The following is a 25927-nucleotide window of genomic DNA, read 5'->3' as shown; positions in this document are numbered from 1 at the left end:
ACGAGCGGCTTATAAACAATCTAGGCGCGGCCATCAGGTCGCGCCTTTTTGTTTGCGACGTGTCTGGTGACGAAGCTGCTGCGCTCAGGCCTTCAGGCGATAGCCGGTCTTGAAGATCCACCACACCACCGCGAGACAGGCGAGCAGGAAGCCGAAGGTGGCGGCAAGGCTGACGGCGACATTGACGTCGGCGATCTCGTAGAAGCTCCAACGGAAGCCGGAGACCAGATAAACCACCGGGTTGAACAGCGCGATGGTCTGCCAGACCGGCGGCAGCATCGAGATCGAATAGAAACTGCCGCCCAGGAAGGTGAGCGGCGTGATGATCAAGAGCGGCACGACCTGCAGCTTTTCGAAGCCGTCGGCCCAGATGCCGATGATGAAGCCGAGCAGGCTGAACGCCACCGAGGTCAGCACCAAAAACGCGAACATCCACACCGGATGCGCGATGTGCAGCGGCACGAACAGGCCGGCGGTGGCCAGGATGATCAGGCCGAGGATAATCGACTTGCTGGCCGCGGCGCCGACATAGCCGACCGCGATTTCCAGAAACGACACGGGGGCCGATAAGATCTCGTAAATGGTGCCGGTGAATTTCGGGAAGTAGATGCCGAACGAGGCGTTGGCGACGCTCTGCGTCAGCACGCTGAGCATGATCAGGCCGGGCACGATGAAGCTGCCGTAATTGACGCCTTCGACCTGGTCGATCCGCGAGCCGATCGCGGCGCCGAACACGATGAAATACAGCGACGTCGACAGCACCGGCGACACGATGCTCTGCATCAGCGTCCGCCAAGTCCGCGCCATTTCGAACAGATAGATCGCGCGGATCGCCCGCAGGTTCATGCTCACGTCCTCACCAGGCTGACGAAGATCTCTTCCAGCGAGCTTTGGCTGGTGTCGAGATCGTGGAAGCGGATGCCGGCGGCGCGCAGGTCTTCGAGCAGCGCGGTGATGCCGGTGTGTTCGGCGCGGGTGTCGTAGGTGTAGATCAGCTTGTTGCGGTCGTCCGACAGCGTCAGGCCATAGGCGGCGAGCTGCGGCGGCACCGTGTCGATCGGGGCGTCGAGATGCAGCTTGAGCTGCTTCTTGCCGAGCTTCTGCATCAGCGCCGATTTCTCGTCGACCAGGATCAGCTCGCCATGGTTGATGACGCCGACGCGGTCGGCCATCTCCTCGGCTTCCTCGATGTAGTGCGTGGTCAGGATGATGGTGACGCCGGTCGCCTTCAGCGCGCGCACCACCTCCCACATTCCCTTGCGCAGTTCGACGTCGACGCCCGCGGTCGGCTCGTCGAGAAACAGGATCTGCGGCTCGTGGCTGAGCGCTTTCGCGATCATCACTCGGCGCTTCATGCCGCCCGACAGGGTGATGATCTTGCTGTCCTTGCGGTCCCACAGTGACAGATCGCGCAGCACTTTCTCGATATGCGCCGGGTTCTTCGGCTTGCCGAACAGCCCGCGGGAAAAACTCACCGTGTCCCACACCGACTCGAACGCGTCGGTGTGCAGCTCCTGCGGCACCAGCCCGATCAGCTCGCGCGCCGCCCGATAGTCGGTGATGATGTCGTGGCCGTCGACCGTCACGCTGCCGCCGGTCGGATTGACCAGCCCGCAGATCGTCCCGATCAGCGTGGTCTTGCCGGCGCCGTTCGGCCCGAGCAGGGCGAAAATCTCGCCGCCCATAATGTCGAGGCTGACCCCGTTCAGCGCCTTGCGCCCGGTGCCGTAGGTCTTGCTCAGATTCTTGACGGAAATGATCGGGGCCATGCGGGCTCGCGAAACTTCGGCGGGGACAGGCGGACCGCAGCCGTAACGTGCGGGCGGCTTACATAAGGACGGCTGAGGATTGGCGCAACCGACAGGACGAACAGGCCGGGGAGGGGAAAATTTCGCGTCGCGGCTTGGTGGCACCGACCCTCGCCACCTCATCGCGTCGTGGCTTCCTGGCACCGAAACCTCACCGCGTCATTGCGAGGTGGCGAAGCCGACGAAGCAATCCAGAGACCCTGTGCACTGGGTTTTTGGATTGCTTCGCTTCGCTCGCAATGACGGAGAGAGGCGGGGTTTTACTCCGCCGCGTCTGCGTCGGCGTCAAACTCGATCATCGCCACGATCGCGCTCTTGCTGGCTGCGACGAAGGCGGGGTCTTTGTTCAGTTCATCGATCGACCGCGGCGGATTGAATACGATGGTGCCGTCCGGATCTTCGGCCGCAAAGGCGAGCAGCTCGGCGGCTTCTTCTTCGGCTTCCTCGATCGTCTCGCCGGCGGTGACGACGCCTGGAATGTCGGGAAACGACACGCTGTAGCTGCCGTCGGCGTCCTGATGGATCAAGGCGACGTAGTGCACCATCACACCCGCTCCACGAAACTGTCGACCACCTTCTTCTCGCCGGCCTTGTCGAACACGATGGTGAGTTTGTTGCCGTCGATCTTAGTGACGTGGCCGTAGCCGAACTTCTGGTGGAAGACGCGGTCCTTCAGCGAGAACGCCGACTCGGTGCCGGTGGACTTGGCGACCAGTTCGCCCTCGATAGTGAAGGGGGCGCGGCGGGTGGTGCCAGACGAGTAGGACGAGCCGCTTTCGCCGAAGCCGCCGCTGCGGCCACCGTTGCTGCCGCCACCGCTGCGACCGCGCTGCGCCTGGGCGCGCTGCCAGCCCGGCGTCGAGTAGCTCGAGCCGAACGACTCGACGTTGTCGAACCGCGACGGGCCGTAGCCGCTCATGCCGCCCCAGCCGGAGCCGCCTTTCGACTCGGTGATCTCGACATTGGCGGCCGGCAGTTCGTCGAGGAAGCGCGACGGGATCGTGGTGTTCCAGGTGCCGTGGATGCGGCGGTTCGTGGCGAAGTACAACTTCGCGCGCTTGCGGGCGCGGGTGATGCCGACATGGGCCAGGCGGCGCTCTTCCTCGAGGCCGGCGCGGCCCTGTTCGTCGAGCGCGCGCTGATGCGGAAACAGGCCTTCCTCCCAGCCCGGCAGAAACACGGTCTCGAATTCGAGGCCCTTGGCGGAGTGCAGTGTCATCACGCTGACGGCGTCTTCGTCGGCGCCGCCTTCACGATCCATCACCAGCGAGATGTGCTCTAAGAATCCCTGAAGATTCTCGAACTCTTCCATCGAGCTCACGAGTTCTTTCAGGTTCTCCAGCCGGCCGGCGGCATCGGCGGAGCGATCCTTCTGCCACATCTCGGTGTAGCCGCTTTCGTCGAGCACGATCTCGGCAAGTTCGGTGTGCGCCAGCGCGTCGCGCTGCACCTGCCAGCGTTCGAAATTCTCGATCAGGCCGCGCAGGCTGCCGCGCGCTTTCGGCTTCAGCTCGTCGGTGTCGATCACCATCCGCGCCGCCTCGAACAACGGAATACGGCGCTTACGGGCGTGGTCGTGCAGCATCTGCACGGTGGCGTCGCCGAGGCCGCGCTTCGGCACGTTGACGATGCGTTCGAAGGCGAGGTCGTCGGCGGGCGAGTTGATTACCCGCAAGTACGCCAGCGCGTCGCGGATTTCGGCGCGCTCATAGAACCGCGGGCCGCCGATCACCCGATAGGGCAGGCCGAGGGTGACGAAGCGGTCTTCGAACTCGCGCATCTGGAACGACGCGCGCACCAGGATCGCGATCTCGTTCAGAGCGTGGCCCTGACGTTGCAGCTGCTCGATCTCTTCGCCGATGGCGCGAGCTTCTTCTTCCGAATCCCAGGCGCCGGTGACGGTGACCATCTCGCCGTCGACATCCTCGGTGCGCAGCGTCTTGCCGAGACGGCCTTCATTGTGCGCGATCAGGTGCGAGGCGGCGGCGAGGATGTGTCCGGTCGAGCGATAATTGCGCTCCAGGCGAATGACCTTGGCGCCGGGGAAGTCGTGCTCGAACCGCAGGATGTTGTCGACCTCGGCACCGCGCCAGCCGTAGATCGACTGATCGTCGTCGCCGACGCAGCAGATGTTTTTGGGGGGAGCGGAGGGGGCAACCACGTTGCCACTCGCTCCCACGTCATCGCCGGGCCGACGCGAAGCGTCGAGACCCGGTGATCCATCTTCTTGTGAAGCGATGGATTGCCGGGTCAAGCCCGGCAATGACGATGAGGCAGAAGGCGTCTGCGACAGCAGCCGCAGCCAGAGATACTGCGCGACGTTCGTGTCCTGATACTCGTCGACGAGGATGAACTTGAAGCGGGACTGGTAGCTGCGCAGCACGTCGGGGTGTTCGCGGAACAGCCGGATGTTTTCCAGCAGCAGATCGCCGAAGTCGGCGGCGTTGAGGATCTTCAGCCGTTCTTGGTACTGCGCGTAGAGCTTGCCGCCGCGGCCGTTGCCGAACATTGCGGCTTCGCCGGCCGGCACCTGCGACGGCGTCAGGCCGCGGTTCTTCCAGCCGTCGATTAGTCCGGCGAGCATCCGCGCCGGCCAGCGCTTGTCGTCGATGTTGTCGGCGGCGAGCAGTTGCTTGAGCAGGCGGATCTGGTCGTCGGTGTCGAGCACGGTGAAGTTCGAGGTGAGCTGCACCAGCTCGGCGTGATAGCGCAGGATGCGGCCGCCGATCGAATGGAAGGTGCCGAGCCACGGCATGCCTTCGACCGCCTGGCCGAGCATCTGGCCGAGCCGCAGCTTCATCTCACGCGCGGCCTTGTTGGTGAAGGTCACCGACAGGATCTCGGCGGGGCGGGCGCGGCCGGTGGAGAGGATGTGGGCGATCCGCGTGGTCAGCACGCGGGTCTTGCCGGTGCCGGCGCCGGCCAGCACCAGCACCGGGCCGTCGAGCGTCTCCACGGCGTCGCGCTGCTCCGGATTGAGGCCGGACAGATAGGCCGGGCCGGCCGCGGCGCGGGCGCGCGCGGCGATGCCGCCGGCGGCGGGCTGATAGCTGGAGAGGTCGAGAGGCTGGCGCTTGGTCGGATCGGTCATGCGAATCGTTTTACCACCCACAGCCGCGCTGCGGGGCTCGAAGGGGAGCCTTTAGAGCAGGATTATCCGCCGATATAGGCGCGGCGTGCCGCTATCGACAGGTTCGGGCGTGCATCCCAGGCCGGCGCAGCGGCTCGTTAAGGCGGTTTCGTTCCGATTTCTCGCGTGAAAATGACGCCTTGACACGCCGAAACTGGCCGGAACTTTCGTTCCAGCCTCGGATTGTTTCGCCAAGCGGCGCAGCCGAAACCGGCGGCGCCTCATCCCAAGAGGCAGCCGCCAGCGGGTGCCTGAGCGAAACGGAGGTCATCACATGTTGGGTTGGGTCGTGACGTTTCTCGTGGTTGCTCTGATCGCGGGTCTGCTGGGTTTCGGCGGCATCGCCGGTGCATCGATCGAAATCGCCAAGATCATCTTCTTCATCGCGATCGTGCTGTTCCTGATCTCGGCGGTGGTCAGCATCTTCCGCGGCCGCACACGGGTCTAAGACGCCGGCCGCTTCTTCGAGGGCATCGCGATGCTGCGTCCGATGCCCTCGGGTTGCGGAAGGGCCCGATGAGCTTCTGCCATCCGCGCAATACTGGCGCGGATGTCGTCTGGAAACGGCGCGACTTTCCGGCTCGCCATATCGACGTGCATCGACATGTTCTCGGATGTCGCCGACAGCCAGCCTTCCTCGGCGTGGCGCAGTTCTTCGAAGGTGTGGATCCGCTTCTCGTCCGCCGCGACGATGTAAACCGCGACCTGCACCGGGTCGCCGAGATGAATCTCTCGCAAGTAGCGAACGTGAGCTTCGGCCGTGAAGGTCGAGCCGCCGCGCGTGTTCAGATAGTCGACGCCGATCCCGAGCTCGCTCCAGATCTGGTCGATCGCGCGGTCGAACAGCACGTTGTAATAGGCCATGTTGAGGTGGCCGTTATAGTCGATCCAGCCAGGCTCGATCTGCATCACCGACGACAGGAAAGGCCCAGATACGGTGCCGATTTCGCTGCTGCGATCTACTTCCAAAGTCAATCGTACCTCCCTTGACCCCTCCGGTATCCTTTGCCACGGTCGCCCCGTTCCGAAGGAGTTTTTATCGTGGGCCTGACCATCACCAACACGCCGAAGCGCGCCGAGCCGCAGGCCGTGGCGAGCGCCATTGAAGCGCTCGCGGCGCGGTTCGGCAACCGCCTCGTCACCTCGCTTGCGGTGCGCGAGCAGCACGGCCACACCACGACCTGGCTGCCGAACCAGCCGCCGGATGCGGTGGTGATGGCGCAGGACACCGCGGACATTCAGGACACGGTGCGGATCTGTGCGCAGCACAAGGTGCCGGTGATCGCGTTTGGCACCGGCACCTCGCTCGAAGGCCATGTCAATGCGCCGGCCGGCGGCGTCTGCATCGATCTCCGCGACATGAACAAGATCCTCGCCGTCCACGCCGAGGACCTCGACTGCGTGATTCAGCCCGGCGTCACCCGCAAGGCGCTGAACGAGAACCTGCGCGACCAGGGCCTGTTCTTCCCGATTGATCCCGGAGCCGACGCCTCGATCGGCGGCATGGCGGCGACCCGCGCCTCCGGCACCAATGCGGTGCGCTACGGCACGATGCGTGACAACATCCTGGCGCTGAAGGTGGTGCGCGGCGACGGCGAGATCATCACCACCGGCACCCGTGCCAAGAAGTCGGCCGCCGGCTACGACCTGACCCACCTGTTCGTCGGCTCGGAAGGCACGCTCGGCATCATCTCCGAGCTAACCATCAAGCTGCGCGGCATCCCGGAGACGATCGCGGCAGCGTCGTGCTCGTTCCCCTCGGTCAGCGACGCCTGCCAGGCGGTGATCCTGGCGATCCAGACTGGCATTCCGCTGGCCCGGATCGAGCTGATGAGCGAATCCCAGGTCAAGGCGGTGAACGCCTATTCCAAGCTGACGCTGCCGGAGACGCCGCTGCTGCTGCTCGAATTCCACGGCAGCGAAGTCGAAGTCGGCGAGCAGTCGAAGAATTTCGGCGCCATCGCCAAGGATTGCGGCGGCGGCGACTTCACCTGGACCACCCGCCCGGAAGACCGCAACAAGCTGTGGCAGGCCCGGCACGACGCCTATTGGTCGGTGCGGGCGCTGCGCCAGGGTGACGGCGTCGGCGTCGTCGCCACCGACGTCTGCGTGCCGATCTCGCGGCTGGCGGATTGCGTCGGCGAGACCGAAGCCGATCTCAACCGGCTCGGGCTGCTGGCGCCGATCGTCGGCCATGTCGGCGACGGCAACTTCCATTGCTCGCTGCTGTGCGACGTCAACGACGCCGAAGAGCTGAAGCGCGCCGACGAGTTCATGCACCGGCTGGTGGAACGGGCGCAGTCGATGGACGGCACCTGCACCGGCGAGCACGGCATCGGCCAAGGCAAGCAGAAGTATCTGCAGGCCGAGCTCGGTCTCGAAGCGCTGCAGGCGATGCGCGCGATCAAGCAGGCGCTTGATCCGCAGAACATCTTCAATCCCGGCAAGATACTGCCGCAAGGGATTTGAACCACAACAACTTTGAGCCGTATGAATCCGCTGCTTGAAGTTGCTGTGAGTTCGCCACAGTCTGTCGCTAGGCGTTGAAATCACGAAGGAACGACGCCAGCGAGGGGCGTCACAACGCCCCCGAGGGGAAACCGCGTGCAGACGACGCTGCTCGGCCTGGCTATCGCGCTGATCCTGGCGCTGCTCGCCGCGCTGGTCGGGCCGTATCTGATCGACTGGAACCAGTTTCGCGGGCCGTTCGAGGCCGAAGCGACGCGGCTGCTCGGCGCCCAGGTTCGCGTCGCCGGGCCGCTTGATGCGCGGTTGCTGCCGACGCCGTCGCTGCGGTTGCAGCAGGTGACGGTGGGCGGCGCCAACGACGCCGGTCGGGTCGGTGCCGCCAAGCTCGATGTCGAATTCAGCCTCGGCTCGCTGATGCGCGGCGAGCTGCGCGCCGACGAACTGTCGATCAACGGGCTGTCGCTCGATCTCGGTCTCGATCCGCAGGGCCGGCTCGACTGGCCGGCGGCCGGACTGTCCAATCTCGCCGCGCTCACCGTCGACCGGCTCAATCTCACCGGCCGGATCGCGCTGCATGATGCGGCGAGCCGCAGCAATCTTGAACTCAGCGACATTGCATTCTCCGGCGAGCTGCGGGCGCAGGCCGCGGCGCTACGCGGCGACGGCAATTTCCTGCTCGGCGGCCAGCGCTATCCGTTCCGGCTGTCGACCAGCCGCGCAGCGGACAGCGACGCGATCCGGCTGCGCGCCGGGATCAACCAGGGCGCCGGCGGGATCGCGGCCGATCTCGACGGCTTGGTGAGGTTCGAGCAAAGCCGGCCCCGGTTCGACGGCACAGCTTCGCTGGCGGCGCTTGCGGCTGCGGCGGGAGAGACGCCGCGGACGCCGTGGCGGCTCGCCGCCAAGGTGGAGGCCGATCCTGCGCTCGCGCGGCTGGATCAGGTTGAGGTCTCCTGGGGCGCCGACGACCGCGCGCTGAAGCTGACCGGCGGCGGCGAAGCACGGTTCGGCGGCACGCCGCGCCTCGATGCCAAGTTGTCGGCGCGGCAGCTCGATGCTGACAGGCTGCTGGCGAAGCCCGGCGATGCTGCGCCGTCGCTGCCTTGGCTAGTGCGGCTCCGCGATCTGGCGGCGTCGTTGCCGCTGCCGCCGTTGCCGGCGCGGGTGTCGCTCGACGCCGACCAGATCATGTTCGGCAACCGCCCGGTCACCGATCTGACCGCTGAGCTGCGCGGCGGTCCGCAGGCCTGGCAGATCGAGCAGCTCGAGCTGCGGGCGCCCGGCGGCACGCGTTTGGCGCTGCGCGGCGGGGCGGGGGCTGCTGACGCGGCGATCACCGGCACGCTCGATCTGTCCGCCAGCGATCCGGATCTGCTCGCCGCCTGGCTGCAGGGTCGCACGCTGGCCGCCGGTGGCCTGACCAAGGCGCTGCGGATCGCCGGCGGGGTCCGCGCCGGCTCCGACGCTTGGGTGCTCGATCCGCTGACGGTGCAGAGCGGCGGCGACACACTGCGCGGCCGCTTCGCCTATCGGGCGCGGCGCGACGATCAGGGCGCACAGATCGACGCCGAACTGAAGGGTGACAGCGCCGATCTCGACGCCGCGCTGCAATGGGCCCGCACGCTGGCCGGCCCCGATGGCGGCTGGCCGGAGCAGGCCAGCCTCACGTTCGATCTCGGCAAGCTCAGCGTCGGCGAACAGGTGTGGCGGCCCGCGGCTGTGCGGCTGTCGTATGATCCGCACCGGATCGCGCTCGACCGTTTGAAGATCGGCACCAGCGCCGGATTGCTGGTGGAAGGCGACGGCGCCCTCGACCGCGACAACGCCGCCGGACGATTGAGCCTCACAGCGCGGGCACCGTCGCCGGGGCCGATCGCGGCGGCGATCGATCCGTTCGCGCCGGCCGTTGCGGCCCGGCTGAAGGCATTGCCTGCCGAGGCCGGTGAGGTCCGTGCCAAGCTCAATGTGTCAACCGAGAAAACCGGCGCGGCGCGGGACCACGTCGAGGCGAGCGGCTCGCTCCAACTGACTGCGCCGCAGCTCAGCGGACGTTTGACAGTGAAGGCGAGCCCGACCGCCGCGGATCTGCGCAAGCTCGATCTCGATGCGCTGGGCCGAAGCGAGCTCAAGCTCGATGGCGAGCTGTCGGTGCCTCGCGGCGAGGCGTTGATGGTGTTGCTCGGGCTCGACCGCGTGATCGCTGCCGGCGATGGCGCGGCGACGCTGCAAGCCTCGGGCACCGGCAAATGGCGCGGGGAGCTGCGCGGCAAAGCCAAGCTGACCGCGGCGCGGCTCGACGCCGAGGCGAACGGCGAGATCGAGCCGTTCGCCGCCGAGGCGAAGGCGGCGCTGTCGCTGAACGCGCGCAAGCTCGATCTGGCACCGCTGCTCGATCTGCCGGCCTCCGCCACCAGCGATGCGCCGCTGTCGCTGGCGACGCAACTGACGGTCACCGGCCGCAAATGGAGCTTCAAGGACATCGATGCCGGCATTGCCGGCTCGCGGCTGCGCGGCCGGCTGGTGCTGACCCGCGGCGAGACGGCCGAACTCGACGGCGAAGCCGGGATCGACACGCTGCCGCTCGGACCGGCACTGCGGCTCGCGCTCGGTGCCGCCGGACGCCCCGCCGAAGAGCCGCTCGGGCAGGGCTGGCTGCGCGGCTGGCGGGGCAAGATCGCGTTTCAGGCGGTGCGGGCCGAGCTGCCGGGCGGCAGCGAGCTGCAGCCGCTGCGCGGCGTGATCCGCAGCGACGGGCGGTCGCTGACGCTGGACAGCAGCGGCAAGCTCGGCGGCGGTGACGCCAAGGCGGTGCTGACCGCCAAACCGGTCGACGCCGGGGTGGCGCTCGATGCACAGCTCAGCTTGAAGGACGCCGACTCCGCGGCGCTGCGCGATGGCGCGCTCGCGCTGCCGCCAGGGAAGCTGTCGCTGCAAGGCACGCTGGCGAGCAGCGGCCGCAGTGCCTCGGCGCTCGCCGGCGCGCTGTCCGGCGGCGGCACCGTGATGCTGTCGCAGGCGGCGATCTCCGGGCTTGATCCGAGCGCCTTCGCGGTCGCGATCCGCGCCGCCGATCAGGGCCAGCCGGTCGATGCCGACCATCTGGCGAAGCTGGTCGAGCCGGCGCTGAAGGTCGGGCCGCTGAAAGTCGACAGCGCGCAGTTTCCGATCAGTGTCAGCGACGGCCGTTTCAAGCTGGCGCCGACCACGCTGCAGGCCAAGGATGCCCGCGCGGTGGTGTCGGGCGGCTACGATGTGGCGGCGGGGCAGGCCGATCTGCGGGTCGCGCTGATTCAGGCCGAGCCGGCCCAGGAGTTGCCGCCGGAGATCCGGATGTTCGGGGCCGGGCCGCCGGACCGGATGGAGTGGTCTGTCGATCTGTCGGGATTGTCGTCGTGGCTGTCGATCCGCCGGATCGATCGCGAAACCCGCAAGCTGCAGATGCTCGAACAGGGAAGCAAACCAGCCGCTGCCGTCGATCCTCAGGCACCGACTCAGTCCCCAGCCAATGCCGATCGCGCTCCGGCGCAGACCTCAAGCCTGCCGCCGCCCACCGCACCGGCGAAGTCGGATACGGCGCCGCCGGCGACTCGCGCGCCATCGGGCAATTCCCAAGCTGGGCCGAAAACCGTGCCCGAGGCTGCACCACAGCCGGCCGCTCCGGGCATCGGGCAAGGGGCTGCGATCAGCCCGGCACCGCCGCTCACGCCGCCATTGCCGGACGCCGATCCGCGTCGCGTGACACCGAAGCCGCGCGCTCAGCCGCAACGACCGTCGCAGCCTCAGCCGCAAACGTCATCTCAGCCGCAAGCATCGACCGCTGCGCCTTCGACATCGCGCGAAAAGCTCGCGCCACTGCCGCCGCCTTTGGAGATCAAACCTGCACCAGGAGACGCGCGCCCGTCACGGCCGCGTCCGCCCCTGATGTTGTCGCCCCCGAGTGCGAGGGCGACCGACTGATCAGCGCACCGATCAAACGATCAGTGCGCTGTCAGCGAGCTCTCGGTCTTGGTATCTGCCACTGCCTGCTGCTGCGCCTGCAAGGCGCGGCTGCGGAAGTAGTCGAGCACGAACAGCCGGATCGCCGAGGACAGGTTACCCTGCTGACGATTGCTGTCGATCTCTCCGACGAGCTCGGACAAAGTCATGTCCCGCACGCTGGAGATTTCCTTCATGCCGTTCCAGAACGCTTCTTCGAGGCTGACACTGGTCTTGTGGCCCGCGACCACGATCGACCGTTTCACCACCGGCGATTTCATGACGCGTCCTCGCCACCGATTATGTGTTGATCGAGCAGTTGATTGGCGCGGCTGACATGATGTTGGTCGAGCGCACGCTGCGATTTGGTCCTGCCAAATCGTGCGCGATTGGCATCTGCGAGTTTAGCGGCTGCTTCCCGCTCGGCTCGCTTCTTGAAGCGTTTCAAATTGACCACGTCGGTCATAACGTCACCCATCATCGATTAAATCGGCAACGGGCGTCGCCAGCCAGGCGGGCACGAATGCACGAAGCCATTAGAGGCTCGATCACCATCAAGAACAAAACCATATCGCTGCTTGGATGCGGTTCAACACTTATTCCGTAAATCGAATAAGGCCGCCGAACCACACCGCCGCAAGTGCAAGTTGACCAATCTGGGCGCGCAAGGGATATGATTTACATCAATTTCCGAAAGGGCATTTTTACGACTCTCGGGGCATCCCGCGAGGCTAGCCCGGATGCGTCATTTTGTCCGGCCGCACCAGCCGGTCAAAATCGACCGCACTGATCAACCCCGAGCGCACCGCTTCCTCCTTCAAGGTCGTACCACGCTGGTGAGCCGCTTTGGCGATCTTGGCGGCGTTATCGTAGCCGATGGTCGGCGCCAGCGCCGTCACCAGCATCAGTGATCGCTGCATCAGTTCGCCGATCCGCTGCTCATCGGCGCGGATGCCGTCGACGCAGTTGGTGGTGAACGAACGCGCCGCATCCGCCAGCAGCCCGATCGACTGCAGCATCGCCTGCGCCATCACCGGCTTGTAGACGTTGAGTTCGAAATGGCCCTGGCTGCCGGCGACCGTCAGCGTGGTCTGATTGCCGAACACCTGGCAGCACACCATGGTCATCGCCTCGCACTGCGTCGGGTTGACCTTGCCGGGCATGATCGACGAGCCGGGCTCGTTCTCGGGCAGGATCAGTTCGCCGAGGCCGGAGCGCGGCCCGGAGCCGAGCAGGCGGATGTCATTGGCGATCTTGAACAGCGCGGTGGCGGCGGCATTCAGGGCGCCATGCACGAACACGTAGGCGTCGTTGCCGGCGAGCGCTTCGAATTTGTTCGGCGCCGTGACGAACGGCAGCTTGGTAATCGCGGCGGCCCGCTTGGCGAACGCCTTGGCGAATTTCGGATGGGTGTTCAGCCCGGTGCCGACCGCGGTGCCGCCCTGCGCCAGCGGATACAGCTCCTTCAGCGCCGATTTGATCCGGGCGATGCTGCTGGCGAGCTGCGCCGCGTAGCCCGAGAACTCCTGTCCCAGCGTCAGCGGGGTGGCGTCCTGGGTATGAGTCCGCCCGATCTTGACGATCTTGGCGAACGCCTTCTCCTTCTTGCGCAGCGCGTCGTGCAACAGCGTCAGCGCCGGGATCAGGTCCGAAGTAATCGCCTGCGCCGCGGCGATATGCATGGCGGTCGGGAACGAGTCGTTCGACGACTGGCTCATGTTGACGTGATCGTTGGGATGCACCGGCTTCTTCGAACCGCGCTCGCCGCCGAGCAGTTCGTTGGCACGGTTGGCGATCACCTCGTTGAGGTTCATATTGGTCTGGGTGCCGGAGCCGGTCTGCCACACCACCAGCGGGAAGTGATCGTCATGGGTGCCTTCGATCACTTCGCGTGCGGCGCGGACGATCGCGCCGGCGCGGCGGTTGTCGAGCAGGCCAAGCTCTTTGTTGGTCTCGGCCGCGGCCAGCTTGACGATGGCCAGCCCTCGGATGATGCCGATCGGCATCCGCTCGGTGCCGATGCGGAAGTTCTGACGCGAACGCTCGGTCTGCGCGCCCCAGTAACGATCGGCCGCGACATCGATCGGACCGAAGCTGTCGGTCTCGCTTCGGGTCGCAGCAGAACGCGCGGGGCGGGGGGAATGGGGCGTGCGGGCCATGATCATCGTCCTGGGAGTTGAGGGTCGAAGAGGGGCGCGGCGGCGCAGGCCGGCAACGCCAAGCGCGCCGGAACGATCCAGCGCGCGGAAGACCTGATAATCGGCAGAGTCGTTACTTCTTGCGGAAGCGGTCGAGCCGCACCACTTCGGCGCCTTCGCCGGAGCGCGCAGGCTGGTCGTCGGAGGACGCGTCGCTGTCGGTGGTGGAAGTGGACGACGGCAGCGCCACAGGGGCCGGAGCCGCGGTCACCAGTTCGGTTACGTCGTCGGACTCGCCGGTCTCGTCGACCTCATCGGCGGCTTCGAATTGCAGCCCGAACTTCACTGACGGGTCGAAAAAGCTCTTGATCGCGGCGAACGGCACCACCAGCCGCTCCGGAATGCCGCCGAACGACAGCCCGACCTCGAAGCGGTCCTCGGTGACGACGAGGTCCCAGAACTGATGCTGCAGCACCACGGTCATTTCTTCCGGATACTGCGCCAGCAGCCGCGGCGACAGCTTCACGCCGTCGCCCTTCGACTGGAAGGTGATGAAGAAGTGATGCTCTCCGGGCAGGCCGTTCTGAGCGACGTCGGTGAGGACGTGGCGAAGAACGCCGCGCAAGGCATCGCGCGCGAGCACGTCATATCGGATGTGGTCGGTGGCCATGTCGTCGTCCCGTCTCGTCGTTCCGTCGCTCGGATGCCTGAAGGCTGGTTCGGCACTGGGGCGGGGCCCGACTCGCGCCGAACATCATGCTACCCCGGCTGCCGCGTATGGTCAGCACCTATCGCGGCAGAATTGTGCGGCGCCGCGCCGGAGAAACCGGCGGTAAGCCATCCTCCAGCCTGCAAAATTCTGAACGAGCAAGGCATGATTAGAATGAGTGGAGGCTTCTGTTGCCAGGTGCCTCCGAACCCCGCCTAACGGAGCTTAACCCGTTAGGGCTTTAAAATGGTCTTTCAAACTGCCTTACGCAGCCTGAGCAACCGGAGCATAGTTGTCGTTGGCAACTATTGCAGTAGCCCGATAACGGCGGAACAATACCGGGAAAAAGCGAGCCCTTTACGCCCTCGTCGATCCTATTTCGCCCCCGCCGAAACCCGCCTTTCCGAAACGAAAAGAGCGGGCTTGGGTGGAGGCGCCGGGTACCGCCCCCGGGTCCGAATGGTTTATTGCGGCGGCCATTTATTTCCATAGTCGGGTTGCCCCGACCCTCCCAATATAGGGGGCAATGTCGGCCGGCGAAAGGGCCTAGCGGCCAAGCACTTGTGGGCGGGCGGCCGGAGCTTCCGAACGGCCGGTCCAGCATCCGGGCAGCTTCGCTGTGCGCGGGCAGGGGGACGGCGGAAAAGCCGGTAGTTGTGCTCCTCGCGGCGGTCTAAAGCTTGCGAATGGCTCTTATCGATGCACCCGATCGTGATGCTGGGGGCGCCCCGGCTGCTCCGGCGCCCGGCCTCGGGGAGCTGTTCGTCGCTTTCGCCAAGATGTCGCTGGCGGGGTTCGGCGGCGTGCTGGTGTGGGCGCGGCGGGCGATTGTCGAGCAGCATCGCTGGATGACCGCCGACGAGTTCAACGAGACCTTCGCGCTCTGTCACTTCTTGCCGGGACCGAACATCGTCAACCTGTCGGTGGTGTTTGGATCGCGGTTCCGGGGTATCCCCGGGGCGGTCGCCGCGTTTGCCGGGCTGCTCGGTCCGCCGCTGCTGATCGTGACGCTGCTGGCGGTGCTGTACGCTCATTACGGCGAGCTGGAGACGCTGCGGCGCATCCTGGCCGGGGTGTCCTACGCGGCGATCGGGCTGCTGTTCGCCGTGGTGTTCAAGATGCTGGTGCCGCTGCTGCGCAAGCGTGATCCGGTCGCGATCGGTCTGCTGGTCGCGGTGTTCGTTGCGGTCGGCGTGCTGCGGCTGCCGATGCCGTGGGTGTTGGCGGTCGCGGTGCCGTTCAGCATCGCCGCAACCTACCTGCTGCGGAGACGCGCCGCATGACCGGGGCGCCTTCGCTCGGCGGGCTCGCCGCGACGTTCAGCACGATGTCGCTGTTCGCGATCGGCGGCGCCAATGCGGCGCTTCCGGAGATCCACCGCGTCGCCGTCACGCTCAATCACTGGCTGACCGAGCAGCAATTCGCCGATGCCTTCGCGATCGCCCAGCTCTCGCCCGGGCCCAACGTACTGATCGTCACGCTGATCGGCTACCAGGCCGCCGGGCTTGCTGGTGCGGTGGTGGCGACTGTCGGGATGTGCGGGCCGAGCGGGGCGCTGGCCTATGTGGTCAGCCGGCTGCTGGGCCGCGCCGGCCGATCGCCATGGCCCGGGATCATCCAGGCGGCGCTGGTACCGCTGTCGATCGGGCTGATGGCGGCGAGCGGCCTGATCCTGGCGCTGGGTTCCGACCGGTCGGCCGGGGCCGTGATCCTGACCGCGACGGTCGCGGTGCTGGCGGCGGTGACCCGGATCAATCCGCTGTGGCTGTTGCTCGCCGGCGGGGTGTTGGGATTTGCCGGCGTTGTTTGATCCAAGCCGATAGGCCAAAGACAGAAGATGCCGTTCGCGAGGCGGGCGGTGCGCAGTGCGGGGAGGAACCGATGGACGAAGCGCCGAGCGGGTTGCGTGAGCGATCGGTATTTCCGAGCTGGATCCGCGGACCGCAGGATTTCGTCGGCGGGCTGGCGCTGATGGCGGTTGCGGCCTTCGCGCTGTGGGCGGCCAGCGATCTCGGCGGCATGCAGGGCTTTCGCTTTGGGGCCGGCACGGTGCCGCGGCTGCTGGCGGTGCTGCTGCTGGGGCTGGGCGCGGTGGTCGCTGCGAGCGGGATCTTCGCCCCAGGGGAGCAACTGGCCAAATTCCATTGGCGCGGGCCTTTGTTCGTCGGCCTCGCGATCCTGTCGTTCGCGGTGACGATCCGGCCGCTCGGCCTCGTGATCGCGGCGTTCTCAAGTTTCCTGATCGCGGCGCTCGGTACGCCGGAAACGCGCTGGGGCGAGACCTTCGTGGTCGGCCTGGTGCTGACCGCGGCCTGCTGCGGGCTGTTCGTGTATGGGCTGGCGCTGCCGTTCGCGCTGTGGCCCGCGTTCCTGACGCAGTGAGGCGGGGATGATGGATCTGTTTTCCAATCTCGCGCTCGGCTTCCAGGTCGCCGCGTCGCCGACCAATTTGTTGCTCTGCCTGACCGGCGCGCTGGTCGGCACCCTGATCGGCGTGCTGCCGGGGATCGGCACCATTGCCACGGTCGCGATGCTGCTGCCGATCACGTTCGGGCTGCCTCCGGTCGGCGCGCTGATCATGCTCGCCGGCATCTATTACGGCGCCCAGTACGGCGGTTCGACCACCTCGATCCTGGTCAACATTCCGGGCGAGGCGACCTCGGTGGTGACGACGCTCGACGGCTTCCAGATGGCCAAGCAGGGCCGCGCCGGCCCGGCGCTGGCGATCGCGGCGATCGGCTCGTTCGCCGCCGGCTGCTTCGCCACCGTGCTGATCGCGCTGGTCGGTGAGCCGCTGACCCGGCTGGCGCTGGAGTTCGGGCCCGCCGAGTACTTCTCGCTGATGGTGCTGGGCCTCGTGTTCGCCGTTGTGCTGGCGCGTGGTTCGGTGCTGAAGGCGGTGGCGATGATCGTGTTCGGGCTGCTGCTGTCGACGGTCGGTTCCGACATCGAAACCGGCGTGTCCCGGATGACCTTTGACGTGCCGGAACTGGCGGACGGGCTCGGCTTCGCCACCGTGGCGATGGGGGTGTTCGGGTTCGCGGAGATCATCCGCAACCTCGACTTCGGCGCCGCGACCGATCGCGAACTTGTGCAGCAGAAGATCACCGGGCTGATGCCGACCCGGAAGGACCTGCGCGACGCCGCGCCGGCGATCGGCCGCGGCACCATCCTCGGTTCGCTCCTCGGCATCCTGCCCGGCGGCGGGGCGGTGATCGCCTCGTTCGCCGCCTATACGCTGGAGAAGAAGATTGCGCGCGACCCAAAACGGTTCGGGCGCGGCGCGATCGAAGGCGTGGCGGCGCCGGAAAGCGCCAACAACGCCGCCGCCCAAACCTCATTCATCCCGTTGCTGACGCTCGGTATTCCGCCGAACGCGGTGATGGCCCTGATGGTCGGTGCGATGACCATCCACAATATCGTGCCCGGACCTCAGGTGATGAAGAACCAGCCCGAACTGGTCTGGGGCATGATCGCCTCGATGTGGATCGGCAACCTGATGTTGCTGGTGATCAATCTGCCTCTGGTGGGTATTTGGGTGCGGCTGCTCCGCGTCCCGTACCGGCTGATGTTTCCGTCGATCGTGGTGTTCTGCTGCATCGGGATCTACTCGGTGAACAACGCCCCGGTCGATGTCATCCTGGCGGGTGCCTTCGGGCTGATCGGCTATTGGCTGGTGAAGCACGACTTCGAACCGGCCCCGTTGCTGCTCGGCATGGTGCTGGGGCCGCTGATGGAGGACAATCTGCGGCGCGCCCTGCTGATCTCGCGTGGTGATGCCTCGGTATTCATCACCCGGCCGCTTTCGGCGTCACTGCTGGTCGTCGCCGCCGGCCTGCTGATCCTGGCGGTATTACCTATGCTGCGGCGCAAGCGCGACGAAGTGTTTGTCGAGTCCGAAGGGTAATTTCAGCGCCGCTAATCCCGCATCGCCGCAACGTCGTTTTCGCCGGTTGATCTGATAGCGAGTAATTCGCTATCACCACGTCTTTCCGGCGGAGACGCACAATGAATTTGTTTGACGGAGCGAGCGCCGCGAGATGCGCTGCGATCGCCCTGATGGCACTCTGGGTGTCGCCCGCCGCGGCCGCCGAGCCGGACCGGTTGGACCAGATCGATTTTCCCGTTCGTACCGTCACCGTCGTGGTTCCGTTCGCCCGGGGCGGACCGACCGATACCGTCACACGGCTGATTACTGCCGAGATGGCGAAGACGCTCGGTCAGCCGATCGAAATCGAGAACATGCTCGGTGCCGGTGGTACGCTGGCGGCGACCCGCGTCGCGCACGCCGCGCCCGACGGCCACACGCTGATTGTCGGCCATCTTGGAACTCACGGCGCCGCGGTGGCGCTGTTCCCCAAGCTCGCCTACCGGCCCGATAAGGACTTCTCGCCGGTCGCGCTGCTCACCGAGATGCCCGTCCTGCTGCTGGCCCGCAAGCAGTTCCCGCCGAAGGACCTGAGCGAGTTCGCGTCCTACGTGAAATCGCACACCGACAACCTCAACGTCGCACATGCCGGCTTCGGCTCGGTGTCATACGCGTCGTGCCTGCTGCTCAACCGCCTGCTCAAGGTCGATCCGACCGGGGTGCCGTTCAGCGGCACCGGCCCGGCGCTGCAGGCGCTGGTGGAAGGGCAGGTCGATTACATGTGCGACCAGATCGTCAATGCGGTGCCGGCGCTGCGCGAGGGCAAGGTCAAAGCCTATGTGATTGCCGCGTCGGAGCGCGATCCGGTGGTTCCCGACATACCCACCGCCCGCGAAGCCGGGCTGCCCGGCTTCCAGGTCGGCGCCTGGACCGGCCTGTTCGCGCCGCGCGGCACGCCGGAACCGATCGTCGCCAAGATCAACGCGGCGGTCTCCCGCGCCCTCGACCAGTCGGATGTCCGGACCCGGCTGACCGACCTCGGCGCCCTGGTACCGCGGCCCGAGCAGCGCGCCCCGGTCGTGCTGGCCCAGCTCGTTCAAGACGAGATCAACCGCTGGGAAGAGGTGGTGAAGGGAAACATCCCCTAGCTGCAACCTCCGGGCGGAGGCCGATCACAGGCCTGCGTGTGGAAGGGCGGCGCAGCGGCCTTGCCGTGGCCATCGTCCCGGGCCATTTTCGCAGCCTGTCCGGATTCTCCTTAAAGCCCACGCGCCCGCAGGCCTGAACCGCCGCGTCCGCGGCATTTTCGAGCCACATCGCCGATGATCCAATATCAGGACCTGCTCGAACGCATCTTGAGCGACGGGGCGGAGAAGCACGACCGCACCGGCACCGGCACGCTGTCGGTGTTCGGGCATCAGATGCGGTTCGATCTGGCGGCCGGCTTCCCGATGGTGACCACCAAGCGGCTGCCGCTGAAGGCGATCGTCCACGAACTGCTGTGGTTCCTGAAGGGCGACACCAACATCAAATATTTGCACGATCACGGCGTCACGATCTGGGACGAGTGGGCGGACGCCAATGGCGATCTCGGCCCGGTATACGGCGCGCAATGGCGCTCCTGGCCGACCGCCGACGGCGGCTCGATCGACCAGATCGCCAACGTCGTCGAGATGATCAAGCGTAATCCGGATTCACGGCGGCTGATGGTCACGGCGTGGAATCCGGCCGACGTCGAGAAGATGGCGCTGCCGCCGTGCCACTGCCTATTCCAGTTCTACGTCGCGAACGGCAAGCTGTCGTGCCAGCTGTATCAGCGCTCCGCCGATGTGTTTCTCGGCGTGCCGTTCAACATCGCGTCCTACGCGCTGCTGACCATGATGGTGGCGCAAGTCACCGGTTTGAAGCCGGGTGATTTCGTTCACACCCTCGGCGATGCGCATCTGTATTCCAATCACCTGGAGCAGGCGCGGCTGCAACTGACCCGCGCGCCGCGCGCGCTGCCGGGGATGACGATCAATCCGGCGGTGAAGGACATCTTCGGCTTCCGCTACGAGGATTTCACCCTGACCGGCTATGATCCGCACCCGCACATCAAGGCCGAGGTGGCGGTGTGAGTAGTAACGCCGCGGAGGTGGCAGGCCTGTCGATCGTTCTGGTCGTTGCCGTCGCTGACAATGGCGTGATCGGGCAGGGCAACGCGATCCCGTGGCGGCTGAAGTCGGATCTGCAGCGGTTCAAACAGCTCACGCTGAACAAGCCGGTGATTATGGGCCGCAAGACCTATCAGTCGATCGGCCGGCCGTTGCCTGGGCGCACCAACATCGTGGTGACGCGGGACGCCGCATTCACAGCCCCGGGCGTGGTGGTGGCGCCGTCATTTACGGCGGCCGAAGAGGTCGCGCGCGGCGATGCGCTGCGGCGTTTTGCCACCGAGATTGCGGTGATCGGCGGGGCGGAGATCTACACGCAGTGGCTGCCACGCGCTGTGCGGATCGAACTCACCGAAGTGCATGCGGAGCCCGCCGGTGATACCTCGTTTCCGCCGATCAGTCCGGAACAATGGCGTGAAGTGGCACGCGAACGTCATACGGCCGGGCCGCACGACAGCGCTGATTTTTCCTATGTGACGTATCGACGCGAAACCACGTGCTGAGCGGGGGCGCGGCACCGTTTGCAATTGACAAACCTTCGTCAAGGCTTAGCTCGCAACGCGGAATGACGCGCGTTGTGCCCGGGGGGACGGTCCCCTATAAAGCCGGGCAGACTGCGGCCGTTCGGCTGCGAAGGAGATGTTTGAATGCCGTGGAAGAATCAAGGCGGAGGCCCGTGGGGTTCGGGCCCCAAGGGTCCGTGGGGCTCGGGGCCACAATCATCGGGACCGCGGCCGCCTGATCTTGAAGACCTGCTCCGTCGTGGTCAGGACCGGCTGCAACAGATCCTTCCCGGCGGCCATTTCAGCGGGCTCGGTATCGCGATCGTGCTGCTCGGCGCGCTGGCGATCTGGGGCCTGTCCGGCTTCTTCCGCGTTCAGTCGGAAGAGCTCGGCGTGGTGCTCCGCTTCGGCAAGCACGTCCGCACCGTGCAGCCGGGTCTGAACTATCACCTGCCGTATCCGATCGAGACCGTGCTGCTGCCGAAGGCGCTGCGCGTCAACACGATCAGCATCGGCATGACGCTGATGAACGATCCGGCCCGCCGCGGTGCGACCATGCACGACGTGCCGGAAGAGAGCCTGATGCTGACCGGCGACGAGAACATCGTCGACGTCGACTTCACCGTGCTGTGGCGGATCAAGCCCGACGGCGTCGGCGACTACCTGTTCAACATCCAGAGCCCGCAGGGCACGGTGAAGGCGGTGGCCGAGAGCGCGATGCGCGAAGTGATCGGCCGCTCCGACATTCAGCCGATCCTGACCGGCGCCCGCTCCACCATCGAAAACGCCGTGCAGGAACTGATGCAGCGGACGCTCGACAGCTACGGCGCCGGCGTGCTGGTGCAGCAGGTGCAGCTGCAGAAGGTCGACCCGCCGCAGCAGGTGATCGATGCCTTCCGCGACGTGCAGGCCGCGCGCGCCGACCAGGAGCGCATGCAGAACGAAGCGCAGACCTACGCCAACCGCGTCATCCCCGACGCCAAGGGCCGCGCTTCGCAGATCATCCAGAACGCCGAAGGCTACAAGGGCCAGGCGGTCGCCGAGGCCAAGGGCCAGAGCGCGCGCTTCCTGGACGTGTACGAGGAATACAAGAAGGCCCCTGCGGTGACCCGCGAACGTATCTATCTTGAAACCATGGAGCGCGTGCTCGGCTCCGCCGACAAGCTGGTCTACGATCCGGGCGCCGGCAATGCGCAAGGCATCGTGCCCTATCTGCCGCTGAACGAACTGACCCGGCGCTCGTCGCCGCCGGCAACCGTGCAGCAGAACCAGCAGCCGATGGGCGGAGGCAACCGATGAAGGCCGGAGTCGCAGGAGTCGTCGCGCTGATCGTGGCGCTGGTCGCTGTCATCGTCGGCTGGTCGTCGCTGTTCACCGTCAATCAGACCGAGCAGGTGCTGCTGGTCCGCCTCGGCGAGCCGGTGCGGGTCGTCACCGAGCCGGGTCTGCATTTCAAGGCGCCGTTCATCGATACGGTGATCAGCATCGACAAGCGGATTCTCGACCTCGAGAACCCGTCCCAGGAAGTGATCGCCGCCGACCAGAAGCGGCTCGTGGTGGATGCGTTCGCGCGCTACCGGATCAAGAACGCGCTGCGCTTCTATCAGAGCGTCGGCTCGATCCCGGCCGCCAACGTGCAGCTCACTACGCTGCTCAACGCGTCGCTGCGCCGCGTGCTCGGCGAGGTCACCTTCATCCAGGTGGTGCGCGACGAGCGTGAGGCTCTGATGGGCCGCATCCGTGCCCAGCTCGACAAGGAAGCAGAAGGCTACGGCATCTCGGTGGTCGACGTCCGGATCCGCCGCGCCGATCTGCCCGACCAGAACAGCCAGGCGGTGTATCAGCGGATGCAGACCGAGCGTCAGCGTGAAGCTGCCGAGTTCCGCGCGCAGGGCGGCCAGAAGGCGCAGGAGATCCGCTCCAAGGCCGACCGCGAAGCCACCGTGATCATCGCCGAGGCCAATTCCGAGGCCGAGCAGATCCGCGGTTCGGGCGACGCCGAGCGTAACCGGCTGTTCGCGACGGCGTACTCGAAGGACCCTGAGTTCTTCGCGTTCTACCGGTCGATGACCGCTTACGAGCAGTCGCTGAAGAGCAACGACACCCGCTTCCTGCTGCGGCCTGACTCGGACTTCTTCCGGTTCTTCGGCAGCCCGGACGGGCGGGCGGCCACGAACGGCGCTGCGCCGGCCGCGGCTGCAGCTCCGGCGGCACCTGCCGCACCGCGCTAAACCGGAACCACGATATTGCAACGGGCCGCCCACCAGCGGCCCGTTTGCTTTTGGCCTTACCCTTCGCCTGCTATGGCCGGTTAAGGCTCCGGTCAGAAGGCGCGACAAAACAACCCTGTAGAGCCGCAGTTGGATTTCAATCGGACGCGGAATTGCTCTAGAACAGGCCGATCAACAGCGGCGCGCGCTGAGCTGCGCTGGGACAACAAGGGCCGCGCGCCGGCCAGGAGGAAGCTGTCGCATGAGGTCTTTCGCGTTCGCCGACCTCCTCATCGGCGTGGGATTGCTGTTCGTTCTGGAAGGCCTGATCTTCGCGGCCAGCCCTAATTGGATGCGGCGGGCGATGAAGAGCGCACTGGAAACTCCGGACAATGTGCTGCGTGCGGTCGGCATCGGCTCCGCGGTCGGCGGCCTGCTGCTGATCTGGCTGGTCCGGCACTAAAGCGCGCGCCCGGCATTGCTGCGCCGGTGACGGTGCCGGAATGCTGTCACGACGTTTTCAACCACGACATCGGGTTTGACGCTGGTTTTCGCCGCAATCAGTGGCGCGGATAGGGTAGCTTCGTTCACCACCGATGCTTGCGCCGGTCCCAGGATCGGGCGCAGTGTTCACGCGACTGCGCTCTCTTTTGCGCACGCCAGGAGATGATTCGACCATGCCCGCTGCGATCGCCTTTAGTTCCCGGATCAGGCCCTTGCGGATCAGGCCGCTGTTCGCCGCGCTGTGCCTCGGCGCGGCGGTGATCGCCGGCCCGGCGCCAGCCTCCGCCCGCGGCCCCGAAGGGATCGCCGATGTCGCCGAGAAGGTGATCGATGCGGTGGTCAACATCTCCACCACCCAGACGGTCGATGCCAAGGGCGGCTCGGGCGAGAGCAAGGGCGGCGCTGCGCCGCAATTGCCGCCGGGCTCGCCGTTCGAGGAGTTCTTCGAGGACTTCTTCAAGAACCGCCGCGGCGAAAAGGGCGGCGGCCCGCGCAAGACCAATTCGCTCGGCTCCGGCTTCATCATCGATCCGGCCGGCGTGGTGGTCACCAACAATCACGTCATCGCCGATTCCGACGAGATCAACGTGATCCTCAACGACGGCACCAAGATCAAGGCGGAGCTGGTCGGCGTCGACAAGAAGACCGACCTTGCGGTGCTGAAGTTCAAGCCGCCGGCGGGCAAGACGCTGACCGCGGTGAAGTTCGGCGACAGCGACAAGCTGCGGCTGGGCGAATGGGTGATCGCGATCGGCAATCCGTTCTCGCTCGGCGGCACCGTGACCGCCGGCATCGTCTCGGCGCGCAACCGCGACATCAACTCCGGCCCGTATGACAGCTACATCCAGACCGACGCTGCGATCAATCGCGGCAACTCCGGCGGTCCGCTGTTCAACCTCGCCGGCGAAGTGATCGGCGTGAACACGCTGATCATCTCGCCCTCGGGCGGCTCGATCGGCATCGGCTTTGCCGTGCCGTCGAAGACCGTGGTGCCGGTGGTCGATCAGCTCCGTCAGTTCGGCGAATTGCGCCGCGGCTGGCTCGGCGTCCGCATTCAGCAGGTCACCGACGAGATCGCCGAGAGCCTGAGCATCAAGCCGGCGCGCGGCGCGCTGGTCGCCGGCGTCGACGACAAGGGCCCGGCCAAGCCGGCCGGTATCGAACCGGGCGACGTGGTGGTGAAGTTCGACGGCAAGGACATCAAGGAGCCGAAGGACCTGTCGCGCATCGTCGCCGACACCGCGGTCGGCAAGACCGTCGATGTCGTCCTGATCCGCAAGGGTAAGGAAGAGACCAAGCAGGTCACGCTCGGCCGGCTCGACGACGATGCCAAGCCGCAGCCGGCTTCGGCGAAGTCGCAGCCCGAACCGGAAAAGCCGGTGACCCAGAAGGTGCTGGGCCTCGATCTCGCCGCGCTGTCGAAGGATCTGCGCGGTCGCTACAAGATCAAGGACAGCGTCAAGGGCGTGCTGGTGACGGGCGTCGACGATGGCTCTGATGCTGCCGAGAAGCGGTTGTCGGCCGGTGACGTCATCGTCGAAGTGGCCCAGGAGTCGGTCGGCAACGCCGCCGACATCAAGAAACGGGTCGACCAGCTCAAGAAGGACGGCAAGAAGTCCGTGCTGCTGCTGGTCGCCAACGGCTCCGGCGAGCTGCGCTTCGTCGCGCTCAGCCTGCAATAAGGCGCAATGGCCGAACCGGCCCGGACCGCGCCTGCCGTCGACTTCGTCGGCGGCGCGGTCGGCTATCGGTTTCGCACCCAGGCGGGGCGCAGCCACGCGCTGCTCAAGGCCACCGGCGTCTCGCCGACCCGTCCGCTGCATGTGATCGACGCCACCGCCGGCCTCGGCCGCGACGCCTTCCTCCTCGCCTCGATGGGCGCGACGGTGACGCTGATCGAGCGGGTGCCGGAGGTGCACGCGCTGCTGGCCGAAGCGCTCGAAGCCGCACGCAGCGAGAGCGACGAACTCGCAGCGATCATCGGCCGGATGACGCTGCTGCACGGTGATGCCCGGGTGCTGCTGCCGACGCTGCAGGCCGACGTCGTCACCATCGATCCGATGCATCCGCCGCGAACCAAGACCGCGCTGGTGAAGCAGGAGATGCGGCTGCTGCGCGATCTGGTCGGCGCCGATCCGGACGTCGGCGAGCTGTTGGCTGCAGCGCTGTCGGCCGACTGCGGCCGCGTGGTGCTGAAATGGCCGCTTCGCGCCGCAGCGCCGCCGGCCGCGCGCAAGCCCTCGCATCAGATCGCCGGCAAGACCGTCCGCTACGACGTCTACGTGCGGCCGCGCGCTCCCTGACCGGCGAGTGCCCGCAGGCTTTCCGAGCCTGCGAAATTCGCATGCAGATGCGTACGGGATCGCACGCCTCAGCGCGGGCGAAGGATGTATGTTTTTCATCAACCGGTGAGCCGTGCGCTCACCCATAACAGGCGCCTGCAACACGCAGCGCGAACGC

Annotated in this window: 24 protein-coding genes and 1 other RNA gene; 15 read left to right on the top strand and 10 right to left on the bottom strand. The window is 66.3% G+C overall.

Annotation, left to right across the window (positions count from 1 at the left end):
* Window positions 1-84: 84 nt before the first annotated feature.
* The 4 genes from RPPS3_RS18025 to RPPS3_RS18010 all read right to left on the bottom strand — a co-directional run bounded on the left by RPPS3_RS18025 (window position 85) and on the right by RPPS3_RS18010 (window position 4899).
* On the bottom strand, window positions 85-846 hold the full coding sequence (locus tag RPPS3_RS18025) for an ABC transporter permease (protein ID WP_107345288.1): 762 nt from the start codon (window positions 844-846) through the stop codon (window positions 85-87).
* A gap of 2 nt (window positions 847-848) precedes the next feature.
* Window positions 849-1769, bottom strand: coding sequence for an ABC transporter ATP-binding protein (locus RPPS3_RS18020; protein WP_107345287.1), 921 nt, complete (start codon window positions 1767-1769; stop codon window positions 849-851).
* A 299-nt stretch (window positions 1770-2068) separates the two neighbouring features.
* Window positions 2069-2353, bottom strand: coding sequence for a type II toxin-antitoxin system HicB family antitoxin (locus RPPS3_RS18015; RefSeq protein ID WP_107345286.1), 285 nt, complete (start codon window positions 2351-2353; stop codon window positions 2069-2071).
* Entirely contained in the window at window positions 2353-4899 is a 2547-nt protein-coding gene (locus RPPS3_RS18010; protein WP_107345285.1) for an ATP-dependent helicase, read from the bottom strand. The genes RPPS3_RS18015 and RPPS3_RS18010 overlap by 1 nt, the downstream gene beginning before the upstream one ends.
* Window positions 4900-5212: 313 nt before the next feature.
* Between RPPS3_RS18010 and RPPS3_RS18005 the strand changes: the two genes are divergently transcribed.
* The gene (locus tag RPPS3_RS18005; protein WP_107345284.1) at window positions 5213-5386 is read left to right on the top strand and encodes a DUF1328 domain-containing protein; all 174 of its coding nucleotides are present in this window, start codon (window positions 5213-5215) and stop codon (window positions 5384-5386) included.
* Here RPPS3_RS18005 and RPPS3_RS18000 read toward each other — a convergent pair.
* Window positions 5383-5913 (bottom strand): thioesterase family protein, encoded by a 531-nt coding sequence (locus RPPS3_RS18000; protein ID WP_107345283.1) that lies wholly within the window; start codon window positions 5911-5913, stop codon window positions 5383-5385. The two genes, RPPS3_RS18005 and RPPS3_RS18000, sit on opposite strands and share 4 nt — an antisense overlap.
* 66 nt (window positions 5914-5979) lie before the next feature.
* Between RPPS3_RS18000 and RPPS3_RS17995 the strand changes: the two genes are divergently transcribed.
* Together RPPS3_RS17995 and RPPS3_RS17990 are read left to right on the top strand one after the other, a co-directional pair.
* Entirely contained in the window at window positions 5980-7407 is a 1428-nt protein-coding gene (locus RPPS3_RS17995; protein WP_107345282.1) for an FAD-binding oxidoreductase, read from the top strand.
* 135 nt (window positions 7408-7542) lie between these two features.
* The gene (locus RPPS3_RS17990) at window positions 7543-11364 is read left to right on the top strand and encodes an AsmA family protein (protein WP_107345281.1); all 3822 of its coding nucleotides are present in this window, start codon (window positions 7543-7545) and stop codon (window positions 11362-11364) included.
* A 20-nt stretch (window positions 11365-11384) separates the two neighbouring features.
* Here the strand turns inward: RPPS3_RS17990 and RPPS3_RS17985 are convergent, their stop codons facing one another.
* The 5 genes from RPPS3_RS17985 to ssrA all read right to left on the bottom strand — a co-directional run bounded on the left by RPPS3_RS17985 (window position 11385) and on the right by ssrA (window position 14775).
* Entirely contained in the window at window positions 11385-11663 is a 279-nt protein-coding gene (locus tag RPPS3_RS17985) for a ribbon-helix-helix domain-containing protein (RefSeq protein ID WP_011159041.1), read from the bottom strand.
* Entirely contained in the window at window positions 11660-11848 is a 189-nt protein-coding gene (locus RPPS3_RS17980; RefSeq protein WP_107346670.1) for a DUF4169 family protein, read from the bottom strand. Before RPPS3_RS17980 ends, RPPS3_RS17985 begins: the two co-directional genes overlap by 4 nt.
* Window positions 11849-12113: 265 nt before the next feature.
* Complete coding sequence (gene fumC / locus RPPS3_RS17975; protein WP_107346669.1) at window positions 12114-13541, bottom strand: class II fumarate hydratase; 1428 nt, start codon at window positions 13539-13541, stop codon at window positions 12114-12116.
* A gap of 112 nt (window positions 13542-13653) precedes the next feature.
* Complete coding sequence (locus tag RPPS3_RS17970) at window positions 13654-14190, bottom strand: SspB family protein (protein WP_107345280.1); 537 nt, start codon at window positions 14188-14190, stop codon at window positions 13654-13656.
* A 216-nt stretch (window positions 14191-14406) separates the two neighbouring features.
* Window positions 14407-14775: a transfer-messenger RNA gene (gene ssrA, locus RPPS3_RS17965) on the bottom strand.
* A gap of 140 nt (window positions 14776-14915) precedes the next feature.
* Here ssrA and RPPS3_RS17960 point away from each other — a divergent pair.
* From RPPS3_RS17960 to RPPS3_RS17905, 12 genes are all read left to right on the top strand, one after another.
* The gene (locus RPPS3_RS17960; protein WP_107345279.1) at window positions 14916-15512 is read left to right on the top strand and encodes a chromate transporter; all 597 of its coding nucleotides are present in this window, start codon (window positions 14916-14918) and stop codon (window positions 15510-15512) included.
* Complete coding sequence (locus RPPS3_RS17955) at window positions 15509-16039, top strand: chromate transporter (protein ID WP_107345278.1); 531 nt, start codon at window positions 15509-15511, stop codon at window positions 16037-16039. The genes RPPS3_RS17960 and RPPS3_RS17955 overlap by 4 nt, the downstream gene beginning before the upstream one ends.
* Window positions 16040-16110: 71 nt before the next feature.
* Window positions 16111-16611: a tripartite tricarboxylate transporter TctB family protein gene (locus RPPS3_RS17950; protein WP_107345277.1), complete on the top strand. Its 501-nt coding sequence runs from the start codon at window positions 16111-16113 to the stop codon at window positions 16609-16611.
* A 7-nt stretch (window positions 16612-16618) separates the two neighbouring features.
* Complete coding sequence (locus RPPS3_RS17945) at window positions 16619-18136, top strand: tripartite tricarboxylate transporter permease (protein ID WP_199852151.1); 1518 nt, start codon at window positions 16619-16621, stop codon at window positions 18134-18136.
* Window positions 18137-18237: 101 nt separating this feature from the next.
* Window positions 18238-19245 carry a tripartite tricarboxylate transporter substrate-binding protein gene (locus tag RPPS3_RS17940; RefSeq protein WP_107345276.1) on the top strand — a complete coding sequence of 336 codons (1008 nt, stop codon included), beginning with the start codon at window positions 18238-18240 and terminating at the stop codon, window positions 19243-19245.
* Between the two features lie 174 nt (window positions 19246-19419).
* The gene (locus RPPS3_RS17935; protein WP_107345275.1) at window positions 19420-20214 is read left to right on the top strand and encodes a thymidylate synthase; all 795 of its coding nucleotides are present in this window, start codon (window positions 19420-19422) and stop codon (window positions 20212-20214) included.
* Window positions 20211-20753, top strand: coding sequence for a dihydrofolate reductase (locus RPPS3_RS17930; protein ID WP_107345274.1), 543 nt, complete (start codon window positions 20211-20213; stop codon window positions 20751-20753). The genes RPPS3_RS17935 and RPPS3_RS17930 overlap by 4 nt, the downstream gene beginning before the upstream one ends.
* Before the next feature lie 144 nt (window positions 20754-20897).
* Window positions 20898-22052 carry an FtsH protease activity modulator HflK gene (gene hflK / locus RPPS3_RS17925; protein ID WP_107345273.1) on the top strand — a complete coding sequence of 385 codons (1155 nt, stop codon included), beginning with the start codon at window positions 20898-20900 and terminating at the stop codon, window positions 22050-22052.
* The gene (hflC, locus tag RPPS3_RS17920; protein ID WP_107345272.1) at window positions 22049-22984 is read left to right on the top strand and encodes a protease modulator HflC; all 936 of its coding nucleotides are present in this window, start codon (window positions 22049-22051) and stop codon (window positions 22982-22984) included. Before hflK ends, hflC begins: the two co-directional genes overlap by 4 nt.
* Before the next feature lie 241 nt (window positions 22985-23225).
* Complete coding sequence (locus tag RPPS3_RS17915; protein WP_107345271.1) at window positions 23226-23426, top strand: DUF2065 domain-containing protein; 201 nt, start codon at window positions 23226-23228, stop codon at window positions 23424-23426.
* Between the two features lie 214 nt (window positions 23427-23640).
* Entirely contained in the window at window positions 23641-25149 is a 1509-nt protein-coding gene (locus RPPS3_RS17910; protein WP_107345270.1) for a Do family serine endopeptidase, read from the top strand.
* 6 nt (window positions 25150-25155) lie between these two features.
* On the top strand, window positions 25156-25770 hold the full coding sequence (locus RPPS3_RS17905; protein WP_107345269.1) for a class I SAM-dependent methyltransferase: 615 nt from the start codon (window positions 25156-25158) through the stop codon (window positions 25768-25770).
* The last annotated feature ends 157 nt before the right edge of the window (window positions 25771-25927 follow it).

This window comes from Rhodopseudomonas palustris (assembly GCF_003031265.1).
Classification (GTDB): domain Bacteria; phylum Pseudomonadota; class Alphaproteobacteria; order Rhizobiales; family Xanthobacteraceae; genus Rhodopseudomonas; species Rhodopseudomonas palustris_H.
Note: the sequence above shows the minus strand (reverse complement) of the source record. Positions and strands in the feature narration are given on the sequence as shown.